This is a genomic window from Rhizobium sp. 42MFCr.1 (assembly GCF_000377185.1).
In the GTDB taxonomy this organism is placed as follows: Bacteria; Pseudomonadota; Alphaproteobacteria; order Rhizobiales; family Rhizobiaceae; genus Rhizobium; species Rhizobium altiplani.
The window spans coordinates 41,126-67,418 of sequence record NZ_KB897843.1 but is presented as its reverse complement, the minus strand read 5'-3'; the positions used below and the strand labels follow the sequence as shown (position 1 = coordinate 67,418).

At 58.5% G+C, this 26,293-nt stretch carries 25 protein-coding genes and 10 pseudogenes; 11 read left to right on the top strand and 24 right to left on the bottom strand.

Annotation, left to right across the window (positions count from 1 at the left end; translation table 11 throughout):
• Positions 1-68 precede the first annotated feature (68 nt).
• Positions 69-322, top strand: a pseudogene (locus tag C934_RS34790) (hypothetical protein); the annotation flags it as partial.
• On the opposite strand, the gene C934_RS0122000 reads toward C934_RS34790, so the two are convergent.
• The 4 genes from C934_RS0122000 to C934_RS35815 form a co-directional block, all read right to left on the bottom strand.
• Positions 258-515, bottom strand: coding sequence for a hypothetical protein (locus tag C934_RS0122000; RefSeq protein WP_018858758.1), 258 nt, complete (start codon positions 513-515; stop codon positions 258-260). The pseudogene C934_RS34790 and the gene C934_RS0122000 sit on opposite strands and share 65 nt — an antisense overlap.
• Positions 516-1,305: 790 nt before the next feature.
• Positions 1,306-1,620 carry a hypothetical protein gene (locus C934_RS0121990; protein ID WP_018858756.1) on the bottom strand — a complete coding sequence of 105 codons (315 nt, stop codon included), beginning with the start codon at positions 1,618-1,620 and terminating at the stop codon, positions 1,306-1,308.
• Positions 1,621-1,703: 83 nt separating this feature from the next.
• Positions 1,704-1,895, bottom strand: coding sequence for a CsbD family protein (locus tag C934_RS0121985; RefSeq protein ID WP_018858755.1), 192 nt, complete (start codon positions 1,893-1,895; stop codon positions 1,704-1,706).
• 164 nt (positions 1,896-2,059) lie between these two features.
• Positions 2,060-2,281 (bottom strand): hypothetical protein, encoded by a 222-nt coding sequence (locus C934_RS35815; protein WP_245267994.1) that lies wholly within the window; start codon positions 2,279-2,281, stop codon positions 2,060-2,062.
• Between the two features lie 13 nt (positions 2,282-2,294).
• On the opposite strand from C934_RS35815, the gene C934_RS35810 reads away from it, so the two are divergent.
• Entirely contained in the window at positions 2,295-2,459 is a 165-nt protein-coding gene (locus C934_RS35810; protein ID WP_245267990.1) for a hypothetical protein, read from the top strand.
• A 677-nt stretch (positions 2,460-3,136) separates the two neighbouring features.
• On the opposite strand, the gene C934_RS0121970 is transcribed toward C934_RS35810, so the two are convergent.
• From C934_RS0121970 to C934_RS0121940, 6 genes and pseudogenes are all read right to left on the bottom strand, one after another.
• Positions 3,137-3,394 carry a GlsB/YeaQ/YmgE family stress response membrane protein gene (locus tag C934_RS0121970; RefSeq protein ID WP_018858753.1) on the bottom strand — a complete coding sequence of 86 codons (258 nt, stop codon included), beginning with the start codon at positions 3,392-3,394 and terminating at the stop codon, positions 3,137-3,139.
• 313 nt (positions 3,395-3,707) lie between these two features.
• Positions 3,708-3,830, bottom strand: a complete 123-nt coding sequence (locus C934_RS36205) for a hypothetical protein (RefSeq protein ID WP_018858752.1) — start codon at positions 3,828-3,830, stop codon at positions 3,708-3,710.
• Positions 3,797-3,901, bottom strand: a pseudogene (locus C934_RS34785) (IS110 family transposase); the annotation flags it as partial. The pseudogene C934_RS34785 and the gene C934_RS36205, both read right to left, overlap by 34 nt.
• 662 nt (positions 3,902-4,563) lie before the next feature.
• Entirely contained in the window at positions 4,564-4,884 is a 321-nt protein-coding gene (locus C934_RS32345) for a DUF982 domain-containing protein (RefSeq protein ID WP_018858751.1), read from the bottom strand.
• Positions 4,885-5,445: 561 nt separating this feature from the next.
• Positions 5,446-6,102: a DUF6766 family protein gene (locus C934_RS0121950; RefSeq protein WP_018858750.1), complete on the bottom strand. Its 657-nt coding sequence runs from the start codon at positions 6,100-6,102 to the stop codon at positions 5,446-5,448.
• A 420-nt stretch (positions 6,103-6,522) separates the two neighbouring features.
• Positions 6,523-7,302 (bottom strand): DUF72 domain-containing protein, encoded by a 780-nt coding sequence (locus C934_RS0121940; protein WP_018858748.1) that lies wholly within the window; start codon positions 7,300-7,302, stop codon positions 6,523-6,525.
• A gap of 579 nt (positions 7,303-7,881) precedes the next feature.
• Here C934_RS0121940 and C934_RS0121935 point away from each other — a divergent pair.
• The 3 genes from C934_RS0121935 to C934_RS35805 all read left to right on the top strand — a co-directional run bounded on the left by C934_RS0121935 (position 7,882) and on the right by C934_RS35805 (position 9,138).
• A complete protein-coding gene (locus C934_RS0121935; RefSeq protein ID WP_018858747.1) occupies positions 7,882-8,112 on the top strand; it encodes a hypothetical protein in 231 nt (76 codons plus the stop codon).
• Positions 8,113-8,182: 70 nt separating this feature from the next.
• Positions 8,183-8,425 (top strand): DUF982 domain-containing protein, encoded by a 243-nt coding sequence (locus C934_RS0121930; RefSeq protein ID WP_018858746.1) that lies wholly within the window; start codon positions 8,183-8,185, stop codon positions 8,423-8,425.
• Positions 8,426-8,973: 548 nt separating this feature from the next.
• Positions 8,974-9,138: a DUF982 domain-containing protein gene (locus tag C934_RS35805; RefSeq protein WP_335327830.1), complete on the top strand. Its 165-nt coding sequence runs from the start codon at positions 8,974-8,976 to the stop codon at positions 9,136-9,138.
• Between the two features lie 1,622 nt (positions 9,139-10,760).
• Here C934_RS35805 and C934_RS0121920 read toward each other — a convergent pair.
• Both C934_RS0121920 and C934_RS0121915 read right to left on the bottom strand, forming a co-directional pair.
• On the bottom strand, positions 10,761-11,030 hold the full coding sequence (locus C934_RS0121920) for a hypothetical protein (RefSeq protein ID WP_018858745.1): 270 nt from the start codon (positions 11,028-11,030) through the stop codon (positions 10,761-10,763).
• A 219-nt stretch (positions 11,031-11,249) separates the two neighbouring features.
• The gene (locus C934_RS0121915; protein WP_113164325.1) at positions 11,250-11,498 is read right to left on the bottom strand and encodes a hypothetical protein; all 249 of its coding nucleotides are present in this window, start codon (positions 11,496-11,498) and stop codon (positions 11,250-11,252) included.
• A 383-nt stretch (positions 11,499-11,881) separates the two neighbouring features.
• Here C934_RS0121915 and C934_RS32340 point away from each other — a divergent pair.
• Positions 11,882-13,653: pseudogene (locus C934_RS32340) on the top strand (adenylate/guanylate cyclase domain-containing protein).
• A gap of 555 nt (positions 13,654-14,208) precedes the next feature.
• A complete protein-coding gene (locus tag C934_RS0121905) occupies positions 14,209-14,946 on the top strand; it encodes an SDR family oxidoreductase (RefSeq protein WP_018858743.1) in 738 nt (245 codons plus the stop codon).
• Here C934_RS0121905 and C934_RS32335 read toward each other — a convergent pair.
• From C934_RS32335 to C934_RS0121890, 3 genes are all read right to left on the bottom strand, one after another.
• Positions 14,943-15,875 carry a LysR family transcriptional regulator gene (locus tag C934_RS32335; protein ID WP_083929884.1) on the bottom strand — a complete coding sequence of 311 codons (933 nt, stop codon included), beginning with the start codon at positions 15,873-15,875 and terminating at the stop codon, positions 14,943-14,945. The genes C934_RS0121905 and C934_RS32335 overlap by 4 nt on opposite strands.
• Positions 15,876-16,392: 517 nt before the next feature.
• Positions 16,393-17,412, bottom strand: a complete 1,020-nt coding sequence (locus C934_RS0121895; protein WP_018858741.1) for a zinc-binding alcohol dehydrogenase family protein — start codon at positions 17,410-17,412, stop codon at positions 16,393-16,395.
• 28 nt (positions 17,413-17,440) lie between these two features.
• A complete protein-coding gene (locus tag C934_RS0121890; RefSeq protein ID WP_018858740.1) occupies positions 17,441-17,860 on the bottom strand; it encodes a GlcG/HbpS family heme-binding protein in 420 nt (139 codons plus the stop codon).
• Positions 17,861-18,209: 349 nt separating this feature from the next.
• Here C934_RS0121890 and C934_RS0121885 point away from each other — a divergent pair, with 349 nt between their 5' ends.
• Positions 18,210-18,575, top strand: coding sequence for a winged helix-turn-helix transcriptional regulator (locus tag C934_RS0121885; RefSeq protein WP_018858739.1), 366 nt, complete (start codon positions 18,210-18,212; stop codon positions 18,573-18,575).
• A gap of 98 nt (positions 18,576-18,673) precedes the next feature.
• Here the strand turns inward: C934_RS0121885 and C934_RS35800 are convergent.
• From C934_RS35800 to C934_RS0121870, 3 genes and pseudogenes are all read right to left on the bottom strand, one after another.
• Positions 18,674-18,802, bottom strand: a pseudogene (locus tag C934_RS35800) (TetR/AcrR family transcriptional regulator); the annotation flags it as partial.
• A gap of 60 nt (positions 18,803-18,862) precedes the next feature.
• Positions 18,863-19,171: a chorismate mutase gene (locus tag C934_RS0121875; protein WP_018858738.1), complete on the bottom strand. Its 309-nt coding sequence runs from the start codon at positions 19,169-19,171 to the stop codon at positions 18,863-18,865.
• A 269-nt stretch (positions 19,172-19,440) separates the two neighbouring features.
• Positions 19,441-20,268, bottom strand: coding sequence for an oxidoreductase (locus C934_RS0121870; protein WP_018858737.1), 828 nt, complete (start codon positions 20,266-20,268; stop codon positions 19,441-19,443).
• A gap of 231 nt (positions 20,269-20,499) precedes the next feature.
• On the opposite strand from C934_RS0121870, the pseudogene C934_RS32330 reads away from it, so the two are divergent.
• Positions 20,500-21,183: pseudogene (locus C934_RS32330) on the top strand (IS1380 family transposase); the annotation flags it as partial.
• A 179-nt stretch (positions 21,184-21,362) separates the two neighbouring features.
• Here the strand turns inward: C934_RS32330 and C934_RS33915 are convergent.
• Positions 21,363-21,552: pseudogene (locus C934_RS33915) on the bottom strand (type II toxin-antitoxin system RelB/DinJ family antitoxin); the annotation flags it as partial.
• 148 nt (positions 21,553-21,700) lie between these two features.
• Here C934_RS33915 and C934_RS36335 point away from each other — a divergent pair.
• A pseudogene (locus C934_RS36335) lies at positions 21,701-21,775 on the top strand (twin-arginine translocation signal domain-containing protein); the annotation flags it as partial.
• A gap of 158 nt (positions 21,776-21,933) precedes the next feature.
• Here the strand turns inward: C934_RS36335 and C934_RS0121860 are convergent.
• The 3 genes and pseudogenes from C934_RS0121860 to C934_RS0121850 all read right to left on the bottom strand — a co-directional run.
• Positions 21,934-23,355 (bottom strand): annotated as a pseudogene (locus tag C934_RS0121860) (TRAP transporter large permease subunit); the annotation flags it as partial.
• Positions 23,352-24,020, bottom strand: coding sequence for a TRAP transporter small permease subunit (locus tag C934_RS0121855; protein WP_018858734.1), 669 nt, complete (start codon positions 24,018-24,020; stop codon positions 23,352-23,354). The gene C934_RS0121855 and the pseudogene C934_RS0121860, both read right to left, overlap by 4 nt.
• Before the next feature lie 60 nt (positions 24,021-24,080).
• Positions 24,081-24,956, bottom strand: a pseudogene (locus C934_RS0121850) (TRAP transporter substrate-binding protein); the annotation flags it as partial.
• Here C934_RS0121850 and C934_RS0121845 point away from each other — a divergent pair.
• Positions 24,949-25,269, top strand: a pseudogene (locus C934_RS0121845) (TRAP transporter large permease subunit); the annotation flags it as partial. The pseudogenes C934_RS0121850 and C934_RS0121845 overlap by 8 nt on opposite strands.
• Before the next feature lie 237 nt (positions 25,270-25,506).
• Here the strand turns inward: C934_RS0121845 and C934_RS0121840 are convergent.
• Both C934_RS0121840 and C934_RS0121835 read right to left on the bottom strand, forming a co-directional pair.
• Positions 25,507-25,911: a type II toxin-antitoxin system VapC family toxin gene (locus C934_RS0121840; protein ID WP_018858731.1), complete on the bottom strand. Its 405-nt coding sequence runs from the start codon at positions 25,909-25,911 to the stop codon at positions 25,507-25,509.
• The gene (locus C934_RS0121835; RefSeq protein ID WP_018858730.1) at positions 25,908-26,141 is read right to left on the bottom strand and encodes an AbrB/MazE/SpoVT family DNA-binding domain-containing protein; all 234 of its coding nucleotides are present in this window, start codon (positions 26,139-26,141) and stop codon (positions 25,908-25,910) included. Before C934_RS0121835 ends, C934_RS0121840 begins: the two co-directional genes overlap by 4 nt.
• Positions 26,142-26,293: the final 152 nt, after the last annotated feature.

Here is a 26,293-nt window from a genome sequence, read left to right as displayed (position 1 = left end):
CGCGGCAGCAATGCCGCGCCAGCCCAGTTTCTTAACCGACAGGAGCGAACCACCGTGGTTCGAAATTTCGCCACTTCTGTCCTGAATGTGGATCGCGACTGTTTTCGGCGGACGAGAAGGAGGCGGAAATCAAGCTCGGCGTCCTGCACGACGCGCCGACGCCGCTCACCCCGACCTACGAGCTCGGGATCAGCGCCGCGAGAACTGGATTCGCCCGATTGAAGGCGCCAAACAGTTCGGAAGATCGGCGATAAAACCTAAGCCTTCATTCGTCGTCGGTAGGCGATCGCCTCGTCCACAACCGCCGACGACGGGAGCGTGATATCCAGCCATCGCGCTAGTGCGATCATTCCGTACTCCGGGAACCGTTCGCTATAACAGATGCTGGCGGTCTCCCTGCCGAGAAAGGCCGCAAACGCGACCTGGTCGTTGGCGACCTTGTCGGCATCGTGCGTGTTCACGACGACGAGGTGCGCGCATCCGATCGACGACTGCGACAGGCGCAGACAGGACAAGACTAGTTGAATGCCAAGGACTATCAGTTGCCGTTCCCGTTCGATGCAAGATAGACAAGCTGTAAGTCCACCTCGGCCCGCTGCAGCTTGAGGCGGCAGACCAGCAGAAGGCTGGCGACGCTAAGGTTAAATCGCGCGACTAGGCATCGAGTGCAGCGTTGCTCCGCCGGTCGTTGAAAGCCTTCAAGATGGAGATCCGGCCATGCCATTTACCCTGCTGTTTAAAATAGCGGCATGCATCGAAACTCCGACTGGCATCGCCCTCTTCCTTCTGCCGAACACGGTTACCCAACTACTGCTTGGGGAAGCCCTATCGGGCGCTGGTCGGGCCGTCGCCTCCCCTCACCGAGTTGACGTTGTTCGCATCGGGCATCATGGCGTGGTCGGGAAGGAAAATTTCTAAAAGAAGCCCAGCGCTCGCGGGCATGATGATTTACAATGTCCTGACGGCCATCTACCTGGCGGCGGTCTTCTTCCAGGCAGCGCATGTCGGAACGCTGCTTCTGCCCGCGATCATGCCGCATGCGGTGTTGGGTTTGCTGCTTGTATACCCCTGGGCGTCTGAGGGCGATCTAAACCCGGAATGGACGACCCTGCAACATGAACGGTGGCGGTCTCCGCTGCAAGGCCGCCCGCACCAACATAATGGAATTGCATTCATCTCGTTGGTCGACCATGCTTTCAAACGGAAGGACGGACGGTGTCTAAACGCTAGATTTCGTGCTGGCATGCGCTGCGCTTCATTTTCCGCCTATCACTGGGCAGAACAGATCCGATCACTTTCCGACGCCTACTGCGCGGTAAAAAAGGTCAACAGCACCTTGCCCTTCTCGCCGAGCAGACAAACGAAGCGGTCAGGCTTTCCGGTCTTCTCCTTGCGAGCAATATATGCCTCGCCCAGGATCACGGTCTTGATTGGAACGTCGCCGACCTTTGTGTCTGCCTTACTCACCGCCAGGCTTTCAATATCCATAACGAGATCCGTAACCTCCGGCGATCTTTCTTGAAGGGCCAGAAGGCCCGTTGACTTGCATGCCGTCACAGCGGGATCCACCGTCGCTTGAGCGTGGGCGCCGGACGCGAATGCCACTGCCGCGGCGATCATACAGACCCGCGTTATCATAGGCGCCTTTCGTGGCGAAAGAACCCGCCTCCCCACGGGCGTTTCGGGAGCGTGAATCCTGTCAGTCACGCCTTGTCGACGATCTTCTTGACCGCCTCCTTGGTTTCGCCCTTGGCGACCTGCGCCTTGCCCTTCGCTTCCTGGATTGAGCCCTTCGCCTGTTCCTCGTGATTGTCGATGGCCTTGCCAGCGGCCTGCCGGGCTTTTCCTGCGATTTCGTTGGCAGTGCCTTTGATCTTGTCGGACGTGCTTCCCATCGGATGTCTCCTTTTAACGGTGCCCACACAGAAATGCCAGAATGCGCACTTCGTTCCCGATCAAATCGCGGGAACTTTTCAGTTCGTGGAGATTACCCGTCGGCGCGAAACGAAAGCTCTCCACCGGGCGTTCGGAAACGTCTCTCGGAAACGGCTGTCGCTTGTCATCGCTCATGGAATGGAAACGGCCACGCTGATCTACGGTTTCCATTCTCGGGCGAAAGTCTTCCGGAGGAAAGCGAGCGCCTTCTGCGCCCGGTGCACGAGATCGTGTGCCCGACGGCCGGCTCGATATCGAGTTCGACCTTGAAGCCTGCCGTCTCGAGCTGAGCCGCTGCTAGCGAAGAAGCCATCGAGGGGATGGTCCGATCGTCCTTGCCGTGCACGAGGAGCACGGGCGTGTCCTTACTCGTGCCGGAGACCGGCGTTGGCGGCAAGGAGACCTGCGAAAGACACGCGTGCGCCGAACTTCCATCGTCCGGAGGCGACCGCGTCAAGGGCGACGATCGCGCCCTGCGACACACCGACGAAAGCGATCCGGACGAGCGCAACCCTCTTTCCTAGCAGCATCGCCGATGGTCTTATCAAAAGCCTCTCGCACGGCCTGGATGCGTCCGGGTTGTAATTGCGCGCCGTCGACGCTGAACCATTCGTGACCGCCCTCCTGATGGAACGGTGCAGTAAAGCGCGTCTCTGGTAGTGAAGCCCGCCACGAAGACGCCAACGGCATGAGTTGGGCGCCGGAAGCGCCGAAGCCGTGAAGAAAGACGACGAGAGATCTGGATGCGGTGTTTCTTTGACTCGGAATAAGCGGAGGGCGCTCGACCCGTCATGGGGAACGCCCTGGTGACCCGCACAACCTTGCGACGTTGATATCCCAGCCAGCGGCTGGATAGCGAAAGTCGACCGTCTAGTCGAGTTCGACCTTTCGTTCCGGTGACTGGCTTAGTGGTCGGGGGTCTATCATTGCCTTCCCTTATGCTTGGGGCGAGGTCGCTACGGACGGGTTGGACGCTCGTGTGACGTTTCGATGCCCGCACCGAGAAATCGGAAAAACCGGTGCGTCCATCATTTCAGTCGTGTCCCATTAACATGCAGCGACGTCGGGCAATTAACCTGCAGCGGCGAGGGGCGACCGGACGAAAGGCACCGTCTGCTCCATAATGCCGGATTTCTGCGAGCCTACGGAAGCTTCTCGAGCAGATATCGAAATCCGTTCGTAGTTCTGTAGCGTCCTTCGCCTAGGCTGTACGTCTGATCATTCTAGCGAGAGCGATCAAAATGCACGCGCCGATGAAGCCGGCAATCAGGTAGCCGAGCCACCCGGCGAGAACCACGCCGAAGAGAGCGAGGATAAAATTCGCCACGATCGCGCCGACGATCCCGAGAAGGATGTTCATCAGTACGCCCATGTTGCTTTTCATGAATAGTTCGGCGAGCCAACCGGCGATGCCGCCGATGACGATTGCGGCGATCCAGCCAATACCGGCGTTTTCCATATGAGGTCCCCGAGATTTCGTGATGTATATGGTCGACCGGAAGACCCGACGACCAGGCAATAAACTCTTTCGAGGTTGGTTGGTTCCCATATGGCAAATGCACGCTTTCCAGCCCATTGCGGGCATCTGGGCGGCATCACCTAATACGGTTGTTTTTCTCGAGTGGCCTCTGCGCCAGCGCGCTGTTCGCAAATCACGGCAAGCGAGCGATACCGGAATGGCAACACCTCGGGCTATCTGTGTACTCGCACGGGTGACCCGCGGTCGGCGCGGGTAACTATGCTTCGCTTCTGCAGGTCTCGCCTCACGAAGACTATTGGGTGGTCTCGATGGTCTTCAATTCGCGTTCGGCAGCAGCCGCGAATAGCGGCACCGGATCGTCGCGTAGCGCCTTGATGGCCCAAACGGCATGTTCGGTCGTGTCACCGCTTCGCATATCGCCTCAGCATCAGCCGCGTCCTTCTTGTTGCGCTTGACGTAAGGATTCACATAGCGTGGCGGCATCAGTGGCTCGCCGCCTTGAGATGGCGGCTGGTGTAAGGGTGGCGCTGCCCCCGCTTTCTGTAAACTCGTTTGACATTCAAGCCTCCCATGCATGGTTGACGGCGGCGGCAGCATCCTAGGACCCATCGATTGGAAGGCGTTCCCTTCACTTCCAGCCTCCTCGAGAACTACGCGCTCGGGGGCGTCAAGGCGAAATTCGACCTCGCGGTCAATGAACTTTTACCCGACGTGGGGTCATGCAAGGTGATTGACATGATCAGGGCGCGTCGGGACACGCCGAGCAACGGAATTCAGTGGCCGAGCGTGACGGGAGCAGGCTGTCGAAGAAACGCAATGCTTCATCCTGAGAGGCGACATTGGGGGCTTCGGCAACGGACACGTTTGGGACGTTTACCCGTCGTGGATCAACTGCCGCCCACACAATCAAATCATAGACCGTCGGCAGGCGACACGCACCAGACGACGTTGCCCACGTCGTCGGCGACGAGCAGCGCACCCGTCTTGTCGAACGTCACGCCGACCGGGCGGCCCCTCCTGGTTTTTTTATGGGAGTTTTCGCCGGACAGTTCGGGGCCAGCGGCGAAAACTTCCCGCTTGTCCCGCCTCCTCCCTCCAAACCGGGACGACCCTATTTTTACGGTTTTCAAGCTTCCAGGAAATGGGGACTAAAGTCCGAGCCGCGGTTCTGACTGAGGTTCGGGAAACTTGAAGTCGACACCGGCATCCATAGCGGCCGTTAGAAAAGCGAATTGGGCCACCTCGCTTGTCACGGTGCCTTTGATGACGCCTTCGCATGCCTCCATCGCGTCGATAAAGGGAGTACCGTCGTGCACAGGCCAATCGGAAATTAGCAGATCTAGCGCCTCTTCCGCCGACGTGAGGGTGTAGACAATCTGCTTTCTCATGACGAGAACAACCAACCATCCCGGTGTCGACACAGACTTGCCATCCTCGTAGCCATCTCGAGAAGGAACGGTAGTCAACAAGATAGGTTCCGTTGCACGTACTCAGTGCGCCTTCAGGATTCCATTCCAAAATCGAACGAGGAACGCCCTCAGGAAGGGACGGTGGAATGTCAACGAGATTTGGATCAGGTCCGCGTTCCGTCGTCATCGACGTCGACGCCTTGGCATTTCCAGACCCACGGTCTGGCTTCCAGTCGCCAGGCTCGATTGGTTCCACATCGAGGGCATTGGAAGCCCTATTTCCACCGTTTCGTCGCCAGATAATCCCCGCAACCGTCGTCCCTGAAGTCAGACGTGAACTTCTCGAGCGATGGCGGCCTTTCGTTCGCCCAGCGTGTTGGAAACAAGCCCCGCTCATCCCCGCCCGCTCGTCTGCGCGGACGCTAGCAAGTCCCGGCGGCAGTGGATTGCTTGACAAAGTGTGCGCCACACGGGGCCAATGAACGGCACAACGCTAGTCGGGAGCGGGTCTCAACTCGCTGGTTCGGCACTCGACAGCGTCAATATCGGCTCGACGACCCCTTCGTAAGTACCAAGATCTTGTCCTGGATGAAGTTCTCTAACTCACCCAAGGTGCTTCAACTAACCACCCGTCTCATGGTGCGGTGCGGCAACCCGCTTCGATTCTGGAGAACCTTTGAAGCGGAGAAAGATCGACAGTACGACGACGACTGCGGTGGATAGAAACTCGGACTGCCAGTTCTGAAAAGATTCAAACCAAAACTGGGAGCTGCTTAGGTGCTCCCGGATCGTTATGATTGCCTGTCCATGCATTATCGCATCCACGTTGCTTGCCTCGGCGCTATACTTCAGATGGAGCACAAACGTCACAACAAATAGCATGCCAAGCGCCGCACCGAGCGAATATGAGTAAGCTTGCCGGACCCATCCGCCGAAGCGGACGGGCCAAGGGGAGTCCGCTGGTATTCTACCAGCAGGATCGCCATCGGGGTCTGCACGTTCGTCAGGGTCTTTCGACTCCGCCGAGCCGCGCTGGAACAGATATGCCGTCAGCATCACGTAGGCGGACATCTGAAGAAATTCAGACTCCCAGTTCTCGAAAAGAGAAGACAGAAAATGTCCGGAGACCCCGTACGTCAGCAAGTTGATCTGCGGCCGTCCGTGTTCGACAAGGTCGTTGTCGTAGACCGCCCATCCACTCACCAGCATTCCGCCCATAGTGACACCTGAAAGGAGGAGGAGGACGATGGTGAGGCCGTTGTCTCGCAGTAGTTTCATGGCGCGCCTCCACTGGTGTGCGTTCTATAACTTCGACAAGCGAGGCATGTTCCTTCTCGACATCACGGCCTCCGTCCGCGAACGTGTAATTCACTGTGTCACGCCGCAAGCCACCCGGAGGATACCTCGCTGGATGACCACGCCTCGGTTTTCAACGCGCGCTCGGAACAAGGCGGAGGCGACTTTTGTTCCTTCCAAGTAGCACTGCCGACGTAGAAGCATGACATCGAGGGTAGCGTTATGGGTGCGGATCCGCGACGGCGGCCTAGCGGCGAAATGATAACGAAGATCGCCCGATAGTCGGGGTTCCTCTCCCACGATCAGGATGGAAAGCTCCCGGATGTGGTTCGACCATGTTCGCGCTATGTATGATCCGGCGGACGCATATTTGATGCGCGGGTTCCAGACACCCGCGCATTTCTACCTGCAGAGCAGTTCTGACATCCGACACGCGTTCTTAATGGAGTAACCGTCCCGATCATTGTTGAAATAAACCCAGACGGTTTTGGCGCCGCATGTGTGTATTCGTTCGGCCCACACTTTAAGCTCGTCGTCGCTGTAGTCATGGCGATACCACTGCTTGATCCCGTGGAATCTAACATAGATGTCGTCTGAAGTCCGTACGAGTTCATCCGGCAGCCGGGGCCCACTACATGAACAGAAAATGACCTGGGCGGCGTTGAATGCTTGGTAGACGTTCGCGTTCCACCAGCTCTTGTGCCGAAACTCGACAACATTTCTGCAACGCGGGTCGAGTTGTGAAATGATCGAATGCAAGAGTTCCGGACTGTAACGCACACTAGGCGGCAGTTGAAAAAGAAAGCATCCCATCGGAGATCCGAGAAGGTCAGCGATGTAGCCGAAATCTTTAATGAGGATCGCTGTATCCTCGAATCGCTTGATATGGGTTATCAGTTCGCAGACTTTGATGGTGTAAATGAAATTGGGCTCCGCCTGGCGGATCCAGGTCTTTACTGCACTGACTGTTGGCCAGGAATAGAACGGGGCGTTTAGCTCGACAGTGCTGAAATGGTCCTGATAAATAGCGAACCATCGGTTCGCCGGAACTTCTGCTGGATAGAAGTTCCCTTTCCAATGCCAATAGTACCACCCGGAACAACCGATATGGATGCTTCCGGCTAGCGGATCGGCGGCCATGACCTCGGCGGCGTCCGGGCTTGCAAGGCGAACCTTGTGCATTTTGTTAGCTCGTTCAAAATTCGCTTCCCGCTGGTTTTGCCGGCGCTCTTTACGCCGAGCCCGTCGGGCAGCGATTTCTTCTGCTGTGCGTTCTGCCAAGATATAAGCCTCCCGGTCGAGGTACGCGCAAGTCGGTGATATCACTTGGTCACCAGTGGACGATTTACGCCAACGGTCTAACGGGCCAAGGACCGAAAGGTTTCCTGCGGAAAAGCGTGAAAGACATGAGGGCATGATACCATCAGCTAGTGCGCAAACTGACGCTCCACCCCGAGCCTTTACTTGAGCGCCGCCCTGCTCGACGACCCCTACATCCGCATCGGCGATACAGCTTATGCGGCCGCCAAGTACGGTGCCATGCTGCCCGCTACTGCCACTTGTTCCACAGTCGGGGGCACCTGTTCAAGAAGCCCCCGGGCCAACATCCAGGACCGCGGGCAACCGTGCGCCACCGTACGGGTCGATAAATGTCTGTCCACGGAGGGTGCAAAGGCGTATTATCTGTGGGTCGGCCCATTCTTTCCGGGCAGAGTCGATTGGGAGATCATATGTGCTCTTGCCTCAGGCGGGAGCCGTACCATGAATTTCTTCACCCACGTCGACCTTACAGACGAGCATCTCGATATCTTGACCTGCAGCATTCACGCGTGGTGCCTCAACCGCCAGGCCGACCCCGAAGGTCATCTTGCACGTGCGGCCACGACGCTCGCACTGGAAGTGATTTCCGCGTGTCCATCGATAACGTCGGCGGAATTGCGTGACGTGCTCCTCGCCCGAATTCCAGACCATTCGATTGCCGAATGGCGTTGAACCTCGGGCAGCGCGATGCGCCGCAAGATGTCGACAGCATAGCTATCCTCCTGAGTGAATCGGAGTATCTGTGTCAGCACCGGGATGGGTTGTCGTAATCGTCGAGCGTATCAACGCGTCTCACATCATTGCCTCAGCCGAAGACGCCCTTGATCTCTTGTATAGCGACTGGCCTGTCGCGGGTGGGACGGCCTTCTTAGTCGCGATGGAGACTTGCGCCGGCACCGCGACAGGCATGGTCACCCAAGAAGAAGCCCAGACCGCTTTCCTCCATGCAGCTCTGGAAGCAAAAGTTGCCTTCAGGACGGCATAGGCCAGCCCGCCCGTAGCTGTGGAATGGCGAACTACGCACCCGGAAACTTCGCATGCGTGGAACAGATTGTGACCGCCACGGTTAGCTTGACGGCACACCTCTCGGATTGGAAAATAATAATGACCAACGTTCCCGATATTTCGGCCAAACTAACCAAACGGACTCGGCTGAATGCTCTACGCAATGCTCAGGTAGTGCCCCCGCATAGGGTCGATTTGACCCTGAACCCGAGCACTCTGGAGCAGATGCGTGCGCCTTTTGGCGTCAATGCGCGTGCTTCCCCGGTTATTGCAAAGCACTGATGTGACCGCGCGTAATGAGTAAAAGAGTGGGATGCTGCTCGGGTTTTATGTCGGCGAGGAAGAGCCGTGAACCGCTTTGAGATCCCCGGCATGATCTTCGCCTTCCTCCTCGTGGTCGGAGCGATAGCCGTGATCGGGAAAGGCTTCTGAATGGCGTCGTCTTGGGTGATTGGAGGATTGAGATGTCAACGCCAATGGATATCCGCCCGTTCGGAATAGCGATCGACGTAAAGCCAGGCGGCCGAGATACTTGCCGACAGATGGCTGGAAGACAAGGGGAACGACGGTTGGGAAGCGGCTCGCGCCGCATGCGCAAGAGCGCTAGAGACACGGTCCAACGCCGAGGGAGCGCGAGCCTCTTTCATCACGGCGGCGGAAAAATCCAACATCCGCGTGAAAGCGGATGTGTAGTGGTTGCCCAAGAGCCCGCTTGGCCTCCACGCCGGCGGGGTCTCTTTTTGTTTATTCCCCATGAAAATCCAAGTTGGATTTTAGTGAAAATCGACAGTATCCTACTGGCGTCCAAACTTCTTACCTTGCCCCGTCGTTCTGCGCGGGGCTTTTTTTGGACTTCAGTCGAACTAGAGGCCGCCTTGCTCTGAACCCCGGCAGTCGCGGCGCGGCGGGGAATCGGTCTTTGGCAGGGCCGATCACAGTCGCCCGAACTTCGACGCGTTTACCCAAAAAGACCCGGATGAGTGGCGGGGGGATTTAAAGGCGAAATCGGCAATTTGCGCGAAGTCGTTCCGCCAATTAGTCTAGCCAACGCTGCGACAAATCTTCGGGTTCCGGTACGCCACCGCACCAAAAAAAACCCCGCAGTGAAGGACGCGGGGTGAATTGGAGAGTTATGGGCTTTGCGGGGGAAATTCGCAACGCCATCCACAACGGATATGGCGCGCTTTTGTTCCCATCTCTTTCGGATGAGCCAGATTGTTGTCCTCAATTACTCGCATCTCCCCCTGACGCCTTGAGATGCCACCGTAGGCAGGGGATCGCAAAAAACCGAGTATACGATCAGGCCATTGCAGACTTTCAACGTCATGATGGCCTCATATTTCTGATGGCCTCCTTGTCGAGCCAGAGTAAAATGTGGAGTTGCACCAGACGTAGGGCACGGATCCACGATCCTGTGCCTCGGGTCATTGTGGGGGGCTGAAATGCAAGTCCTTACATTCCCGCTGAGCGACGAAGAGACTGAAGTCCTCACCTCAGTCATCCAGACTTGGTGCCTACATAATCGATTCGACCCCGGAAGTGAGTGCGCCCCGCGGTGACCACCACCGCACTTGACCTCGTGATATCTGGCTTCAGCCACGTAGCAAGCGTAGATTTGAGCGGCTCTAACTGATCTTCGTTAAATCGTGCCGTAGTGAGACCCCCGGCCGCTAAAGCCGGGGGTTTTCTTTTGGAACATGCTTGTGTGTGTGTGTTTGCATCCGGTGTCCAACGCCGAAAGCCCGCTCATTATAGAACTGCATATTTCGTTCTCCTAATATTACTTTGGGCGTAAGCTTTACGCCCGCCTTAAAATGGCCCCAGCCGAGGGATCAAGCCGAGATCCGCAAGGCCGGCTAACAGAAAAAACCCCGCCAAAGGATAGCGGGGTTGGAGTTGGTGTGTGTGACGACAGAAGGGTTGAACTAGAGTGTTCAAGTCCAGGCAAATAACGCACACCCGATCTGCCCGGTTCCACACGCAAACGAACCATTTGCGAAAAGAAAAAACCCCGCCGGAGGGGGCGGGGAGTTTGTTCTGAACCCCGGCAGTCGCGGTTGCGCGGGGCAATTGAGCATTGAGGCTTGGCTGGGAGAAAGATACGCAAAGCCCGACCAAAAACGGAGAGAGCACGCTTTCGTTCCTACCTCTTTTGGACGAGGCCCCGTCGGCGGGCTACTCAGGCAATAGACAAAAATGTCGTCGGCCCGGACCGAAGCGCGGAACCGCCAGCCGGGCGGCATCTCAACGAGATCGCCATTCTCCTTGGCCGGCGCTCGACTGAACGAGTCGGACATCGCACTGGAAGGTGGGCGTCAGATATCGGGTGACAATCCGCCCGAATGTGTCCCGGCTGTATCCTGAAAGGTCCGTCGGCCGGTTGGGCGCGACACTTTCGTCATCGCGAAAGCCGAAGACGAGACAGCCGCCCCCCTGGTGAGCGAGCGCGGCATATGCCGTGTGAGCTTGGCCTGTGCGACCTTGTCACCAAGGTCGATCCAGTCCTTGAGTTCAATATCGAGCGTCTCGCGCAGATAGTCGACCAGGTCCGTTAGATCACTGCACTCATCGGTAGTCTTCGCCATCGCTCCCCATCCGGCTAGTGCCATCGTTCCCTATCTTGCCTGCCTTGGGAATTACCAAGTTGCGGGTGCATAGCCGCACAATCGTTCAAGAGACTCGGCCCGGGCCGAACAGGACCTAGATTACACGAAGTTTGATGCGTCGGCGCTGTTCTTCTAAACGACTGACATGGCGGCGCATTCTGCCACCTCTGCCACAACCGCAGCGTCGACGCTTTTCGGTCATTGAGCATGCGCACGATCGGCGATGACAAGTCCGATTCGTTCTACATCCTCTTTGACGGTTCCAGAGCAGACGTGGCCGAGCGACATCGCGCACGATTGAGTGATGAAGCGCAGGTCGGCTTCTTCATCCCGGGACAACATTGTGATGTCGGCATTGGAAACCGCAGCCGACAGAAGTTGCTTGCAATAGATGGCAAAGTGGCAGGACGCCGAGCCGACGTCGGAATGAACGATCAATAGGTCCACGTCGTGCGCCGGCGTCTTCCCATGAAAGCGTGATCCGAAGCCGGTAGATTTGAACCCTCTCCGTCATCCGCGCCGCGCGGCCTTCTCGCGCTCGCGTTCCGGTGGAGTCTGATAGTTCCAGAAGGCCTCTTGTCCCAGAGCCCCCATGAACTCGGCGATGGTACCATATATTCGAGGGGCTCGGACATCGTCGTGACCTGACCTTGAGCGGGCTTCTGCAACGACAGCGTCGATCGGCCGGGAGCCTGAAGAACAGTCATTGCGTAGGGCTACAACGTCGGCTGCGTCCAGTTCGATCGCAACCGAGAGCACTCTGAGCAGCGGCTGAAAGTTCTTTCTTGCTCCCTGTCTCCCTGCTATCCTGAAAGTGAGGAGACGGCGCCATGAGCGAGAGCCGAAAGCTGGCTGCAATCCTGGCTGCGGACGTGGTTGGGTACAGTCGTCTTGCCGGCGCCGACGAGGAACGCATCCTGGCGAGGCTACGGGCACTGCGCAGCGATCTCATCGATCCGACGATCGCCGTTCACCATGGCAGGGTGGTGAAGCGAACTGGCGATGGTGCGCTCGTCGAGTTCCGCAGCGTGGTGGACGCCGTGCGTTGCGCCATTGAGGTGCAGAACGGCATGGTTGAACGCAATGACGGCGTGCCGCAGGACCGTCGCATCGAGTTCCGGATCGGTATCCATTTGGGCGATGTCGTCGAGGAAAGCGACGGCGATCTGATGGGCGACGGCGTCAATATCGCCTCGCGATTGGAGGGCGTCGCCGCGGCGGGCGCTATCTGCCTATCCGAGGATGCCTATCGCCAAGTCAAGGCGAGGCTCGACCTCTCGGTCAGCGATCTCGGCAACACGCAACTCAAGAACATCGCCGAACCAATCCGGGTCTATTCGCTGCAAGTCGGCAACGCCGGGACCAAGGCAGCCGCGGCCTCGGAAACCGCGACGAGCCAACCTGCGACGGCAACGTCGCCGAAGCTGTCGATCGCCGTCCTGCCCTTCGCCAACATGAGTGGTGACGCTGAACAGGACTACTTCGCCGACGGCATCTCGGAAGACATTATCACGGCGCTATCGAAGTTGAGGCAGCTCTTCGTCATCGCCCGCCATTCGTCGTTTACCTTCAAGGGCAAGAACGTCCATGTGCAGGAGGTGGGCACGAATCTCGGCGTGCGGTATGTTCTTGAGGGCAGTGTCCGCAAATCGGGGAACAGGGCACGCATTACGGCGCAGCTTATCGACGCGACCACCGGCGGGCATCTATGGGCGGAGCGGTTCGATCGCGACCTGACCGACATATTCGCTGTTCAGGACGATGTAACGCAGCAGATCGTCGATGCGCTGGCGGTCAACCTGACAGAGGGCGATCGGAAAAGGCTGGTGCCGGGGCAGACCGGGCATCCCGAGGCGTACGACTGCTTCTTGCGCGGCCGGGAGCTGTGGCATCGCCTGACGAAGCAAACGAACAGCGACGCCCGCGACCTTTTGCAACATGCCGTCGAACTGGACCCGAACTTCGCTTCGGCGCACGCCTTTCTCGCCCTGACCCACGGGCTCGACTATTTGAACCGGTGGAGCGCGTTGCCGCAGCGCTCGATTCAGCAGGCCGAAGAGGCTGCGACGCTTTCGGTGGCACGGGATGACAGCGATCCCGTGGCCCACTGGGCACTGAGTGTGGTCAGTCTTTACTCGCGACAGCACGATAGAGCTCTCAGCGAGGCCGAGCGTGCAATAAGTCTCAATCCGAACTTCGCCGAAGGGCAGGTCAGCCTCGGGGAGGCACTTCTCTATTCAGGCAGATCCGAGGAGGCACTCGCCTGTTTCGATCGGGCCAGGATCTTGAACCCGTACTTTCCGGATGTCGTTCTCCACTTTCAGGCCTGGGCCTGGTTTCAACTGCGAAGGTACGAAGAAGCGGTTGAATTGTTGGTGCAGCGCGTGACTCGCAATCCCGTCACCGACGTCTCGCGCGCGCGCTTCTGGCCGCCTGTTACGGACACCTCGTCCGTTTCGAAGAGGCTCGGGCGACGTGGCAAGAGGTGGTGCGCGTCAATCCCGACTACTCCTTGGAATACCGCCGCAAAGTCTTGCCCTTCAAGAACCCCGCCGATTTCGAGCTCGTCATGGGAGGGCTACGCAAAGCCGGCGTCGTATAATGATGGGTGACAAATGTCCGATCTTGAACCACCATTTCCACAGAAGATGAGCAATAGCCAATGCCGGCTTAACCACCACCTCCAGCGTAATCGCCAGCAAGGTCTGCTTCGAGGAGTCTGCAAAGCCTCTCTCTAAGGCCGGCATGGCGGCGCAAAGCGGAAATCATTTCCGAAAGGCTACTGAGCGATTGCGTAAACCGCGATAGTTGTGACAAACAGCGGGTGATACGGCAATGCGGACCCTGTCGGGCTCACTGGAGCGGACCGGCCCAGTACAAATGTCAAAGCGGACGGTTCCGTATTCGGAATGCGATGCGTGATCAACAGAGGCGCTGCCTTGCAACACGCGATTAGCTCCAACGCCATGCGATCTCCCCCCGTATGCGCCTGAGAACACGCCCCAGTTCGTTTCGACCTCGACCCGCTTGTCGTTCCCGGTTTTTCCGATTGAAACAATCGTACATTCCCGTTTCCTCCGCCACCTCCGGACAAGTAAACCTTCGGCCAATCCGGCACGCCGCTATGCGCGCCACCAAAAGCGGAAGGGACAGAGCAATGGAAGCAAACAAACATCAGGAACATATACTCGTTGTCGGCGGCGGTTCCGGTATGGGTCTGGCCGTGGCCAACAGGCTACTGGAATGGGGAGCAACGGTGACGATTGCCGGTCGATCTTCCGAACGGCTCACGCTGGCTCGCGAACGGCTTGGCGCTGATACGCCACGACTCCACACTGTCGTCGCAGATGTCACGCGTGAGGACGACGTAGAGCGACTGTTCGCATCGACGGGTGATCTCCACCATATTGTCTGGACCGCCGCCGACGTTGGTGGCGTCTACGTGCCTTTGGACGATATGGATATTCCGACGGCGCGCCGGGTGGTCGATTCGAAAGTGATCGCGCCGGTCATGCTCGCTAAGCATGGGGCTCCGCGCCTGATCCCCGGCGGCTCAATTACCCTAACCTCCGGTATCGCTGCCTACCGACCGGCGCCGAAGGGTTCTGTCGTCGCCGCTATCAACGGAGCACTTGAGTCTCTGGTTTACGCCCTCGCCGTCGAACTGGCACCACTGAGGGTCAATGCCGTCTCGCCGGGTTGGGTCGACACCCCTATTTGGGAGTCCGTTGCGGGCGCGGGCAAAACCGCCGCGTTGGAAGCTATGGCAAAGCGGTTGCTTGTCCAACGGATCGGACAGCCGGACGATATCGCACAAGCGATCGAAGCGGTGATTCGCAATACATTCATGACCGGGACCGTTGTCCATGTCGACGGCGGGCAGCGTCTGGTCTAGCGCCCGAAACTTTCCCTGGCGACGGCGAGAAAGGCAGCCGTCGCCGGAGGTCGCGCGCGTCGGGCGCGCCAAATCATTGTGAGGGGCACTGTCGAGCTGGTGCCCGACCACGGAACGGCGACGACAAGATCGCGCGCGGGAACAAGGGCCGATCTCGGAACCATCGCGCATCCCAGCCCGGCCTCGACCAGCCCTTTTATCGAACCAATACTTGCGAACTCCCCGATGATCCTTGGGCTTGCCGGGAGCGTTGCTGCGAAGGCCTCATCGAACATCCTTCGATAGATGCATCCAGTCGGAGTAACGAGGAAAACCTCCCCGGCGAGGCTCTCCGGCCCGATCATCGCGTGCTTTGCCAGACGATGGCCGGCCGGCATGACGATCATCAGCGCATCTTCCGCAACGGCCTCGCCTTGGATGTCTAAGGATGCTTTTGCCTCCCCGAAAAGGAAGCCGATATCCAAGGCGCCGCTTTTCACCCCGCTGCGCAGACCGCCGCTGTCGGCGGTTTTCAGAGCGAGTTCCACCGCCGGGTAACGGCGGTGGAACTCCGCCAGCAGTTGCGGCAACCGGTTGGCACAAAGCGTTTCAAGGCCACCGATAACGAGACTTCCAGCCACCACGCTGCCAGCGTCGGCAATAGCTGAATGCGTTTCCTCGGCCAGCCTGAGCAGCTCCGCCGCGTAAGCGACCAGCCGCTCTCCGGCGGGCGTGAGCATCAGCTTTCTGCGGGACCGGTCGAAAAGCCGAGTACCAAGGTCGGCTTCCAACGCCTGGATTTGCTCGGTTACACTTGATTGAGACAGGTGAACGCGTTCGGCCGCGTGGGTGAAGTTGAGTGTGTCGGCGACAGCGGCGAATGTGGTGAGATGGCGAAGCTGAATGTTTGCCTCCAGTCGAAAAGAGCGAGAGTGTCTCCGATGTAGCATTGCTTATTACAAACTGCCACTTGTCGTAGATTTATCGCTCCGCTCCTCCGATCACTCGAATAGCAGACTGACCGCCTTTCGGAATTAGGGCGGGTTGTGTCGACGACCGGCATGGAGGCGCGAAGCCGACCTTGGTTGGGCTCATCCTCTGCGGTCGCTTCGGGACCGAAAGCAGTCAATGCGTAGTAGCGCTGCCATCAAAAATTTCAAAACGACTTGCCAGAGTCGATTCTCAGGCCGCAATCAAAATATCAACCAAGCGCGTAGCGGCAGCTGCCTTCCAACTCACCCCGGCGACGGGATTGGCGACAGCCGCAACCGCGCGCAGTAGATCGAGGGGATCTATCGAGTCGGATTTCACCGCTCGCAACAGCGATGCGGGCAGTCAACATCCCGATACTCTCCCTGATTTGCGCACCCGAGGCTGCCTAGAGATCCGACGCAACATAGACCTCAAGAAGGAAAAACTGGCGGCGCGCATGCAGACGGCGGTCCTGAGGGCCGCCGTCAATTTTGATCAGGCGAAGCCTTCGAGTACGACCTTGCCGATCGTCGAGCCGCTTTCGAGTTGCTCGTGAGCCTTCTTGAGATTCTCGGCGTTGATCGCGCCGAGGTTGACCGTGGCTGTCGACCGAATACGCCCGGCATCGACCGCGCTGGAAATCTCGTTGAGGATTAGGCCTTGCTGATACATGTCGGGCGTCTCGTAAATGGCGCGGGTGAACATCAGCTCGTGGTGGATGGAAACCGCCTTGCGCTTGAACTTCATGATGTCGAAACCCGACGGATCGTCGATGAGGCAGAAGCGACCCTGCGGCGCTATCAATTCAGCGATGTCATCGACGTGCTGAGCGGTCTGCGTCGTCGAGAAGACGAAAGCAGGAGCGCCGATACCCAGTGCCGCGATCTCGCCTGCGAGGGGCTTGGAGTGATCTATGACGTAGTGCGCGCCCAGCGACGTGACAAAGTCCTTCGTTTCTGGACGCGAGGCAGTCGCGATGACAGTCAGGTCGGTGAACTGCCTGGCAATCTGGACGGCGATCGATCCGACACCGCCCGCACCGCCGATAATAAGGACCGAGGGAGCCGCACCGGGGACAGGCTTCTTCACGTCGAGGCGGTCGAAGAATGCTTCCCAAGCGGTCAGCGAAGTCAGTGGAAGCGCTGCGGCTTCGGCCCATCCGAGCTTCGACGGCTTCTTGCCGACAATTCGCTCGTCGACGAGATGGAATTCGGCGTTCGCACCAGTCCGGGTGATGGAACCCGCATACCAGACTTCGTCGCCAGGCTTGAAGTTGGTGACAGCGTCACCGACCGCGGCGACAACGCCGGCGGCGTCCCAGCCGATGACCTTCCACTCGGCATCCCCTGCAGGTGGCGTGCTACGGCGGACCTTGTAGTCGACCGGATTGACCGAGACGGCTTTTACCTCGACGAGGATGTCGCGGCCCTCAGGCATCGGTTGCGGCAGCTCGATGTCGACGAGCGAATCTTGCGCCAAGATGGGTGACGGCGTCTTGTATCCGATGGCTTTCATTGATGTCTCCATTTCCTGTTTGTCAATGTCACTTGCCGAAGTCGCGAAGGGCCGCCTCGCCAGCCTCCTGGTCCTGGGCCCAGCTTCCGCCCGAAATCCCGAGGCCGCCGATAATCGCGCCGTCTTCCATGATCGGGAAACCGCCCGCAGCCGCCATGACACGGGGGACGTGCCTGAGGTTCGACGCGCCTCGATCTTCCAGGAGATCGACCCACTGCGCGGTTGAAAGTCCGAACGAGGCCGCGGTGTAAGCCTTGTCGATGGCGATGTTGACCGCGAGGTACGAGCTCCGATCACTTCGTTCGAAGGCCTTGAGATTGCCTGCCGCGTCCACGATCGCGACGACCGGCTCGAACCCGACGCGCTCGGAGGCGGCGATGGTAGCGGCAACGAGACGGGCCGCGGCTTCGCGGGTGATGGAGCGGGAGATGAAGCTATTTTGAGACATGCGTGTTCCTATTGCATTGGTGCGAAGCTAACGGTTTTCGCCAGCGGTCGCCGACTGATGTGTTCGTCAGTGATCCCAATGTAGCGATACATTCACACATGCGGGATACGCACAACGTTTGCCAATAGTATCCGTTTTGATACTGTGAAAGCCGCGGCAAGCGCTTGGAATTAGCTCGTTTAGATATCAGCTAGTTGCATCGGCGGCGCAGGTCGCCGGACACGCGACTGCCTGGCCTAGTGTGTCTGGACGGGCCGGCTTTCGGCCTTGTCGGCGCAGTACGTGCCCTGTAAATGCTGAACAATCGAGTACATGCCAGAGTGCATGTAGGTGCACAAAGGATACTAGCGTGGCCAAGGTCCGACATTCGCGTTTCGACTGCAATCCCGGCTGTTCCGTGGAGGCGGCCATTAGCCTGATCGACGGTAAATGGAAGTGCGTTGTGCTCTTCCATCTCTTGGGTGGAACGATGCGGTTCAACGAAATCCGACGCCATGTCGGCGGCGTAACGCAACGAACCCTGACAAACCAACTCCGCGAGCTTGAGGACGATGGCCTTGTCGAGCGAAAGGTCTATGCGCAGGTGCCTCCGAAGGTGGAGTACACGATCTCGCCACTGGGCCGCAGCCTGGAGCCCATCCTTGTCTCCCTGAAGGCATGGGGAGATGAAAACATCGGTCGGTTCGGAAAGCCCGTGGCGGCGAACGCCGCTTGACCGCCGCGCCCCCAGGTTCTCCAGGATCGCCGCCGCTTCCATGGCGGCGAGGATCGAGGCGCGACAGCGATTGTTTTCTGGGACGTCAAGCGACTGGCATTGCGCTCAAGCGCGGCCACCCGCTCCTGCGCATCTGGGCGGTAACGAACGATGAGGGTTCGAACCAGATCCACCTTGCTCGGAAAATGGTGGTGTATGCTTGCCTTGAGAAGGCCGACGACTTCAGCGCCATGGTCAATAAACTGCTCATAGGACGCACTAACTTCCAGTAGGAAGGTCAATCGAGTTTATGGTTTTCCGGTATGATTGGCAGCGATCGCACGATGCCGTTTGACGACTTCACCCATAATGAACTTCATCAGGCTCTCGATGAAAGTCGGATCGAGTCCGGCGCTCCTTGACAACTCCTTGAGCCGAACATGCTGGCGCTCTTCTCTCTCCTTATCCACGGCAGGTAGACTGAACTGTGCTTTGAGCACGCCGATCTCGTTTGTGCTACGAAAGCGCTCCGCCAATATATGAACCAGAGCCGCGTCGATATTGTCGATTGTCTGCCTGTGCGCCAAGAGCTGCGCTTCTGCGTTTGCATTTTGCATCACATTACCTTTCGCTACTTAATGCCGTCCTTTATCCGAGATCGCCTCACGCGTTGTGGTTGAATTCGGATCATTTCAGACGTTCATATCCGTCAATTCTTGGGATGATGCCCCCGTCGCTATTTGCCTAGGCCGCCGCTATTCGACGCTCAACTTGCAATTCCACTCGTCATCTTGGAGTTTCCACACAGCCTCGGCCGATAGCGGTCATCACCGCTCACCAGAGCGCCCGCCAACAAGCTGCATCCGGCGCTCTGGTCGTCTCTTGGTCAACCGTCGGTCGAGAGGGTGACCGCCCTCCATGCCTCGATCTCATCTTGCATGCGCTCAAGCCTTGCCGATACGAATTTGAGAGCATCGCTTCCAAGCAGGAGTTGCGGCGGCGGATTGTCGGAGGCGATCAGCGTCAACACGGCGGTCGCCAGCTTGTCGGGATCGCCGAGCTGGTGACCGCTCTTTTCCTGACGCGCCTCGCGGATGGGATCGAACAGGGGGTCGTAATCGGCGATCGACCTGTCGGTGCGAACCATCGAACGTCCTGCCCAATCCGTCCGGAACGACCCGGGACATAGGGTCGTCACATGCACTCCGAACGGAGCCATCTCGGACCGCATGACCTCCGATATGCCCTGCAGAGCGAACTTGCTGCCGCAGTAATAGGCGATGCCCGGCATAGTGATCATTCCGCCCATCGAGGTTACGTTGACGATGAAGCCGCGACGCCTTGATCGGAAACGGGGTAAGAACGCCTTGGCGACCGCGACGGCACCGAAGACGTTGACGTCGAACTGACGTCGCATCTCTTCAAGCGAAGATTCCTCGAGCACGCCCTCGTGACCATATCCAGCGTTGTTGATGAGAACGTCTACCGGGCCGTATTCGTTTTCGACGTGCTCGACGACGTTCGGAATTCGATCAAATTCGGTTACATCGCAAAGCACTGTATGGGCAGCCGGGAGGAGTTCCTCGAGCTTCGCTCTCGAAGCTTCAGAGCGGACAGTGCCAATGACGGTATGCCCATCGGCTATTGCCGCCGTCGCGATTGCCAGACCGAAGCCGGAATTCGCGCCGGTTATGAAGAAGGTTTTCTTAGACATTTTTGCTTTCCACATTGTTGCCCGAGGACTTGACTGATATTCTTTGTGCAGCCGTTATTCGATCTCATTTTGTCTAAAGATTTTGCCAATTCCTATGACAGTGCAGCTAAACCAAGAAAAGCGGCGGGAGCTGGTTGAGCTAGCCGGAGCTCTCGCACCGCGCCAAGGCTACAACGCGACCGGACTACGTGACGTCCGGCTCCTCAGAACCGAAGCGGTGCTGAACAACGGCGCTGGCCCAACGTCCGCATCATCCTGCGGGCCGATTCCGGCTTTGCCCGCGACGAACTGATGGACTGGTGCGAGGCAAACGGCGTCGACTATGTATTTGGCCTTGCCCGCAACAAGCGGTTGGAAAAGAAGATCGCCGAGGCCCTGGAGGAAGCGAGCTTTGCGGCCAAGGCAAGCGGCCAGGCTGCCCGCGTCTTCCGCGACTTCCTGTGGTCGACGAAGGACAGCTGGTCATGCCGACGGCGGGTGGTGGCCAAGGCCGAATGGACGGTGGCGGGGGCCAATCCGCGCTTCATCGTCACCTCGCTGGAACCGGAATACTGGGAGGCACAACCGCTTTACGAGGAGCTCTACTGCGCGCGCGGCGACATGGAGAACCGCATCAAGGAATGCCAGCTCGATCTCTATGCCGACCGCACCAGCGCCCACACCATGCTCGCCAATCAGTTGCGGCTCTGGTTTGCATCCTTGGCCTATGTGCTGATCTGTGCGCTACGCCGCCTCGGCCTCACCGGTAGCCGCCTTGCCGATGCCACCTGCGGCACGATCCGATTGAAGCTCTTGAAGATCGGCGCCCAGGTCCGCATCTCGGTCCGCCGCATCAAGGTCGCGATGGCTTCGGCCTGCCCCTATGCCGAGGAATTTGCCCTGGCTCACGCCCGAATATGCGCTGCGGCCCGATGATGCCGCCGGACCCGAGCCCTTCCCGCCAACGACAGAGGATACATCGCCGGCCCAAACAAAACGCCCCACATCGCGGCGACGACCGCGCGCGTCCCCGGTATCGACGCCACGCCACCCGACAGCGCGCCCAATCAATACCAGAGGCGCTGTGAGAAAAGCGGGCTAGCGCTCGCGGCCGCTCACCGGGCGGCAAATTGCGCTTCCGCCTGATCGTCGGATACGCCGGGTTTTGTGTCTTCCAGCGCTACGAAACCAGGCGTCGTGCGCCTCGCTATTAGGGACCAGTTCAATTGGAAGTGTGCCTTCATTGGCGGTACGGGTCAGAAGATTCCTAACGGCATCCGAAACGGTGAGACCCAAACGGGCGATCGCTATGCCTCGTTACCTTGACGGCACCGCAGCAACCTATGCTTGGGGCTCCCTGAGGAGTATTATCCAATCCTGAAATACAAGCTTGTAAGCGGGACAAAGCAAGGCCTGCATAGGGCGAGGAGGTCCATGCTTTCGGGAGGAAGAGATGAAATCCAGAACCCAAATCAGTGGAAGCCCGTCGCGTCGCCGATTTCTGAGCGGCGCAGCCATGGCCGGTGCGGCGATGATTACGACACCGAGCGTGGTCAAGGCACAGGGCCCAGTCAACATGCGCTGGCAGAGCACTTGGCCGTCAAAGGACATCTTCCACGAATTCGCGCTTGATTTCGCAAAGAAGGTTACTGACATGACCGGCGGCGATCTCAAAATAGAAGTGTTGATCGCCTGCGACAAGATCATGAATTGGACGGGCGTCATGTTGAGCGACAGCACCCACTGCTCGATCAACGCCTGGCCGCCAAGAATGGCGAAGACTGCGGAGAAGAGTGCCGAGCCGACGAAGAGCCAGCAGACCATGGCAGTGGTCTTCGCCGTGAGGAACACTGCCTCCTTTGTGCGTTTCCAGTTGAGCGTCCGGGCCTGGAACGCTAGCAAGAAAGCGCCGGCGGCACCGACGGCGGCGGACTCGGTGGCCGTCGTGATGCCGAACAGAATGACGGCGAGGACGACGACGGTCAGGATCCCGAGCGGCATGACCGACGAGGCCAGCAGCTTCACCACCTGCAGCCGCTCGGCATTCATATTCCTGTAGTAGCGCACGAGGACCACCATCGCCATCGCCGCTATGATCCCGAACGTCAGGTAGAAGCTGGTTGACGGCCCAGTTAAAACCGCCGGGCCGGCATCCGCTCCGGGTCCGCCGAGCTCTTCTAGCCCTTCTGGCACTTCCGCCTCCGCCGAATCCTGGGGGTGGATGACGACATACCACCAGATGAGAGCCAGGGTGAAAGCCGTCAGCGACAAAGGCACGAGCGCGGCGAAGGCATTCTTGACCAGCTTCCAATAGGTGAGCCGTCCCTCCTCCGTTTCGATAGCCATCGCCTTTGATGGTGAAACCAGTGCACGGAGAAGCCCGGCGAGCATGTTGTTCGAATAATGCCCCTGAAAGCGTCCCATCCAGGCGGCCACGGGAACTCGCGTCTGTTCCTCGGGCAAGGCGGGCGCGATCCTTGGGTTGATCATCGCCCAGGCGAGAACGTAGACGAGATAGAGAAATGCCAGAAAGAAGCCGGGAAACATCGTGGCCGCATAGAGCTTGACCACCGATTGCCCCGCGACGGCAGCGTAGACGATGATCATCACCGATGGCGGGATCAGAATGCCCAGCGTGCCGCCCGCGGTGATCACCCCGGAGGCAAGCTTGACGTCATAGCCGGCGCGCAGCATCGGGTTCATCGCGATGACGCCCATCAGCACCACGACTGCGCCTACGAGGCCGCTGGCGATACCCCAGAAGGTGCAGATAATCAGCGTCGCTACGGCCAGCGAGGCAGGCACCCGCCGGAACGAAAGCTGGATGCTGTAGAACATCTTGTCGACCAGCGCGCCGCGCTCCATCACGTAGCCCATCAGCACGAAGAGCGGGATCGAGACCAGGACGTCGTTAGTCATAGCGCCGTAGGTGCGCTGAACCATCAAATCGAAGACGCGATTGTCGATCCAATGTTCGGCGGGATTGTAGAATGCGTAGAAGCCGAAGACCATGCCGAGCCCCATCAGCGTGAAGGCTGTCGGGAAGCCCATCACGATGACGACCACAATGAGAACTAGCATCGTCAATCCGAGGAACGGATCACTCACATCTCCATGTCTCCACCTCGGCCTCGTTGCCGGGCCGCCCTGTCGATATCCTGAGCACGCTCGATCGCCGCCTCGCGCGTCTGCGTATCTATGTGCTCGCTATTGGCAAGCTGCTCCGCGACGACGTCGATTTCCTCCACATCCTTGAGCCGGCCCGGCCATGCGCCGGTTTTCAGGCAGACGATGCAGCGCGCGATCTCGGCGAGCCCCTGTAGCATGACAAGCGCGCCCGCGATCGGAATGACTGTCTTGAAGTAGTAGATCGGCGGACCTTCGGCCGTGATGGTCGAATGCTCGCCAATCCGCCAGGAAAGTGCTGCATAGTCATAACCGGTATAGATGAGCGCGGCGACGCCTGGCAGGAAGAACAGGATGTAAAGGATGAGATCAAGCGTCGCCTGTATTCGGGGTCGCAGCGAGCTGTAAAGAAAGTCGCCGCGGACATGGGCGTTCTGCGCCAGCGCATAAGCTCCAGCGAGCATAAACAGGGTGCCGTAAAGCATGTTGGTGGCGTCGAATATCCACGCGGTTGGCATGTTCATGATGTAGCGCTTGAAGACTTCGACGCAGACGAGCGTCATCAGCCCGATGATCAGCCAGGCGGCGGCTTTGCCGACCCATACGCTGATCGCATCGACCCTGATGATAAACTGCTGAACCTGCACGGCTGGCCCCGAAATAGCCGACTATCTTCGCCAGAGCTTCATCGCTTTCCGGCGATAACGTTATAGTTCCTTCGCAACACCGTCGCGGCCGAAATAATGATCGAAGGCTATCCGACGGTTGGCAAGGGTATCCTGTTCCCATCGCGTTACCCGTTCCGCAAAGGCTATCTGGGACTCGATGACTTCCTTGAACAGCGGGTTTTCCGCCTTCTTCTTCGTCACAACATCGTCATAGATTTCCAGTTGCCTCTTCAGGATTGCGTCCGGCGTTTTGTAGAACTTGACCTTGTCGACTGTCTGCATCTCCACGTAGTCTTTCGAATAGCGGTCGACCGCCTTCCAGGCCATATCCTGGGAAGCGGCCTCCGAGGCGTTGGAGATGATCGCCTTCATCTGGTCAGGCAAAGCATCGTACTTCGTCTTGTTGAACAGAATCTCGAACTGCTCGGCATTCTGGTGAAAGCTTTGCAGCATGCAGATCTTGGAAACGTCCGGAAAACCGAGGGCCCGGTCGGACGAGGCGTTGTTGAACTCGGCCGCGTCCAGTAGACCGCGGTCCAATGCCGCGACGATCTCGCCACCCGGCAGCGCGTTGACCGCGGCACCGAGACCGGTGAACACATCAATGGAAATACCGACGGTGCGGAACTTCAGGCCCTGAAAGTCCTCGACCTTCACCACCGGCTTCTTGAACCAGCCGAGCGGCTGGGTCGGCATCGGTCCGTAGAGGAACGAAACCACATTGGCTCCGATCGATTGATAGAGCTTTTGGAGCAGGTCTTTGCCGCCGCCGTATTTGTGCCATGCGAGCAGCATGTTGGCATCCATGCCAAAGCCCGGCCCCGAGCCCCAAAGCGCCAGCGCCGCCTGTTTGCCGTAATGGTACGCGACCACGCCGTGCCCGCCGTCGAGCGTCCCTTTGGAGACGGTCTTCATCCTCGGCTGGCCGCTGGAATGGACCGAAATCATCATCATCTTCGTACCGATCTTCCTGCCGATGCTCCGACACTTCGGCATCGATCCGATCCTCTGGGGCGTGCTCGTCTTCGTCAATCTGCAGGCGGCGTTCCTTTCGCCGCCGGTTGCGATGTCGGCCTATTACCTCAAGGGTGTCTCGCCGCCGCACGTCACCCTCAACCAGATCTTCGCAGGCATGATGCCTTATATGCTGATCGTCATTCTCTGCATGGTTATCATGTATGTCTGGCCGGGCATGACGCTCTGGCTCCCAGCCTATCTGTATGGCTAAACGAAGTCTCAGCGTTGTATCTATGCACAGCATGGCTTGGCCACATCTGTTCCTAGAAGACATCCTCACTTATTCGGATCGCGTCGACCGCGAAGGAGCGTCAACTGCGGTCTCTGCCCGCATTCGGCTTGAAGTTCACCAGCTGGGATTTGAGCTCAATTTCACGAACGCCCGAGCCGCCTCACTTGGGCTCACCCAGTCAAAGACGCGTTGTTCCTCCGCTACCGTGGGCTTGGCTCATTGAGCCGGTGTGATCAACGCGACAGTTGGGAAATAAGATCGGTACCGACCGACATCTCGCGTTAACAGCGGGAGCAGTTGAACCGCGGCATGGGCGCCAACGATAAAATCCGGCAGGACTCCTGTACGAGAACCACCGGCTCGACGATACCGTGTGAATACTTTTCCGGCGAGAAATAGCGCGGCTCGCGGAATGGGCGCGACTACCAGTCCCGCGTCGTCTATGAACGCATCAAGTTCCTCGATCCGCTCATAGCGAACCGCAAGTTCGGCATAGACTACATCATTGATCAACAATGGACCGGCAAGACTGGCCGTCTCAAGTTGCTCGACCGACCAGTCTGCCCAGGTCGAGTCATTAGTCACAAGGTCGAGCAAGACATTCGTGTCGACAAGCGTCACGCTTCACCACGCGTGAGTGCCATGATCGCATCCGTATCGAGCCCTTTTCCGGCATGCCCCCGAAGCTTTTGAAAGCGGCTGGCAGGTTGCTGTCTATCAGCCCTTGTCAGCACTATGCTACCATCCGCAGCTCGACGGAAGTCGACCTCGCTTCCGGGCACAATGCCAAGCAGCTCTCGCACCGCTTTCGGGATTGTCACCTGTCCCTTGGCTGTTACTGTCGTTGTCATGCTGTGCGCCTCGTAATACCTTTCTTTGACTAGGTATTACTTTCTGATTCCGATTTCAAGATATTTGTCCCATCCGACTGTTGGCTGGAAACCGCTCAAAAGTAAGCGGTGCTAATGGCGTCAGGTCTGAAGTTCCAGGGCATGAGCGCCTC

Excerpts from the sequence above, each read along its gene's own strand:
- C934_RS0121970 (WP_018858753.1), bottom strand. The coding sequence starts at position 3,394 with ATGGAAAACGCCGGTATTGGCTGGATCGCCGCAATCGTCATCGGCGGC.
- C934_RS0121870 (WP_018858737.1), bottom strand. The coding sequence starts at position 20,268 with ATGTCTAAGAAAACCTTCTTCATAACCGGCGCGAATTCCGGCTTCGGT.
- C934_RS0121895 (WP_018858741.1), bottom strand. The coding sequence starts at position 17,412 with ATGAAAGCCATCGGATACAAGACGCCGTCACCCATCTTGGCGCAAGAT.
- C934_RS36205 (WP_018858752.1), bottom strand. The coding sequence starts at position 3,830 with ATGCGAAGCGGTGACACGACCGAACATGCCGTTTGGGCCATCAAGGCG.
- C934_RS0121920 (WP_018858745.1), bottom strand. The coding sequence starts at position 11,030 with ATGGCGAAGACTACCGATGAGTGCAGTGATCTAACGGACCTGGTCGAC.
- C934_RS0121940 (WP_018858748.1), bottom strand. The coding sequence starts at position 7,302 with ATGCACAAGGTTCGCCTTGCAAGCCCGGACGCCGCCGAGGTCATGGCC.
- C934_RS0121935 (WP_018858747.1), top strand. The coding sequence starts at position 7,882 with ATGAATTTCTTCACCCACGTCGACCTTACAGACGAGCATCTCGATATC.
- C934_RS0121985 (WP_018858755.1), bottom strand. The coding sequence starts at position 1,895 with ATGGGAAGCACGTCCGACAAGATCAAAGGCACTGCCAACGAAATCGCA.
- C934_RS0121835 (WP_018858730.1), bottom strand. The coding sequence starts at position 26,141 with ATGACAACGACAGTAACAGCCAAGGGACAGGTGACAATCCCGAAAGCG.
- C934_RS0121905 (WP_018858743.1), top strand. The coding sequence starts at position 14,209 with ATGGAAGCAAACAAACATCAGGAACATATACTCGTTGTCGGCGGCGGT.
- C934_RS32335 (WP_083929884.1), bottom strand. The coding sequence starts at position 15,875 with ATGCTACATCGGAGACACTCTCGCTCTTTTCGACTGGAGGCAAACATT.
- C934_RS0121890 (WP_018858740.1), bottom strand. The coding sequence starts at position 17,860 with ATGTCTCAAAATAGCTTCATCTCCCGCTCCATCACCCGCGAAGCCGCG.
- C934_RS0121875 (WP_018858738.1), bottom strand. The coding sequence starts at position 19,171 with ATGCAAAATGCAAACGCAGAAGCGCAGCTCTTGGCGCACAGGCAGACA.
- C934_RS0121950 (WP_018858750.1), bottom strand. The coding sequence starts at position 6,102 with ATGAAACTACTGCGAGACAACGGCCTCACCATCGTCCTCCTCCTCCTT.
- C934_RS0121990 (WP_018858756.1), bottom strand. The coding sequence starts at position 1,620 with ATGATCGCCGCGGCAGTGGCATTCGCGTCCGGCGCCCACGCTCAAGCG.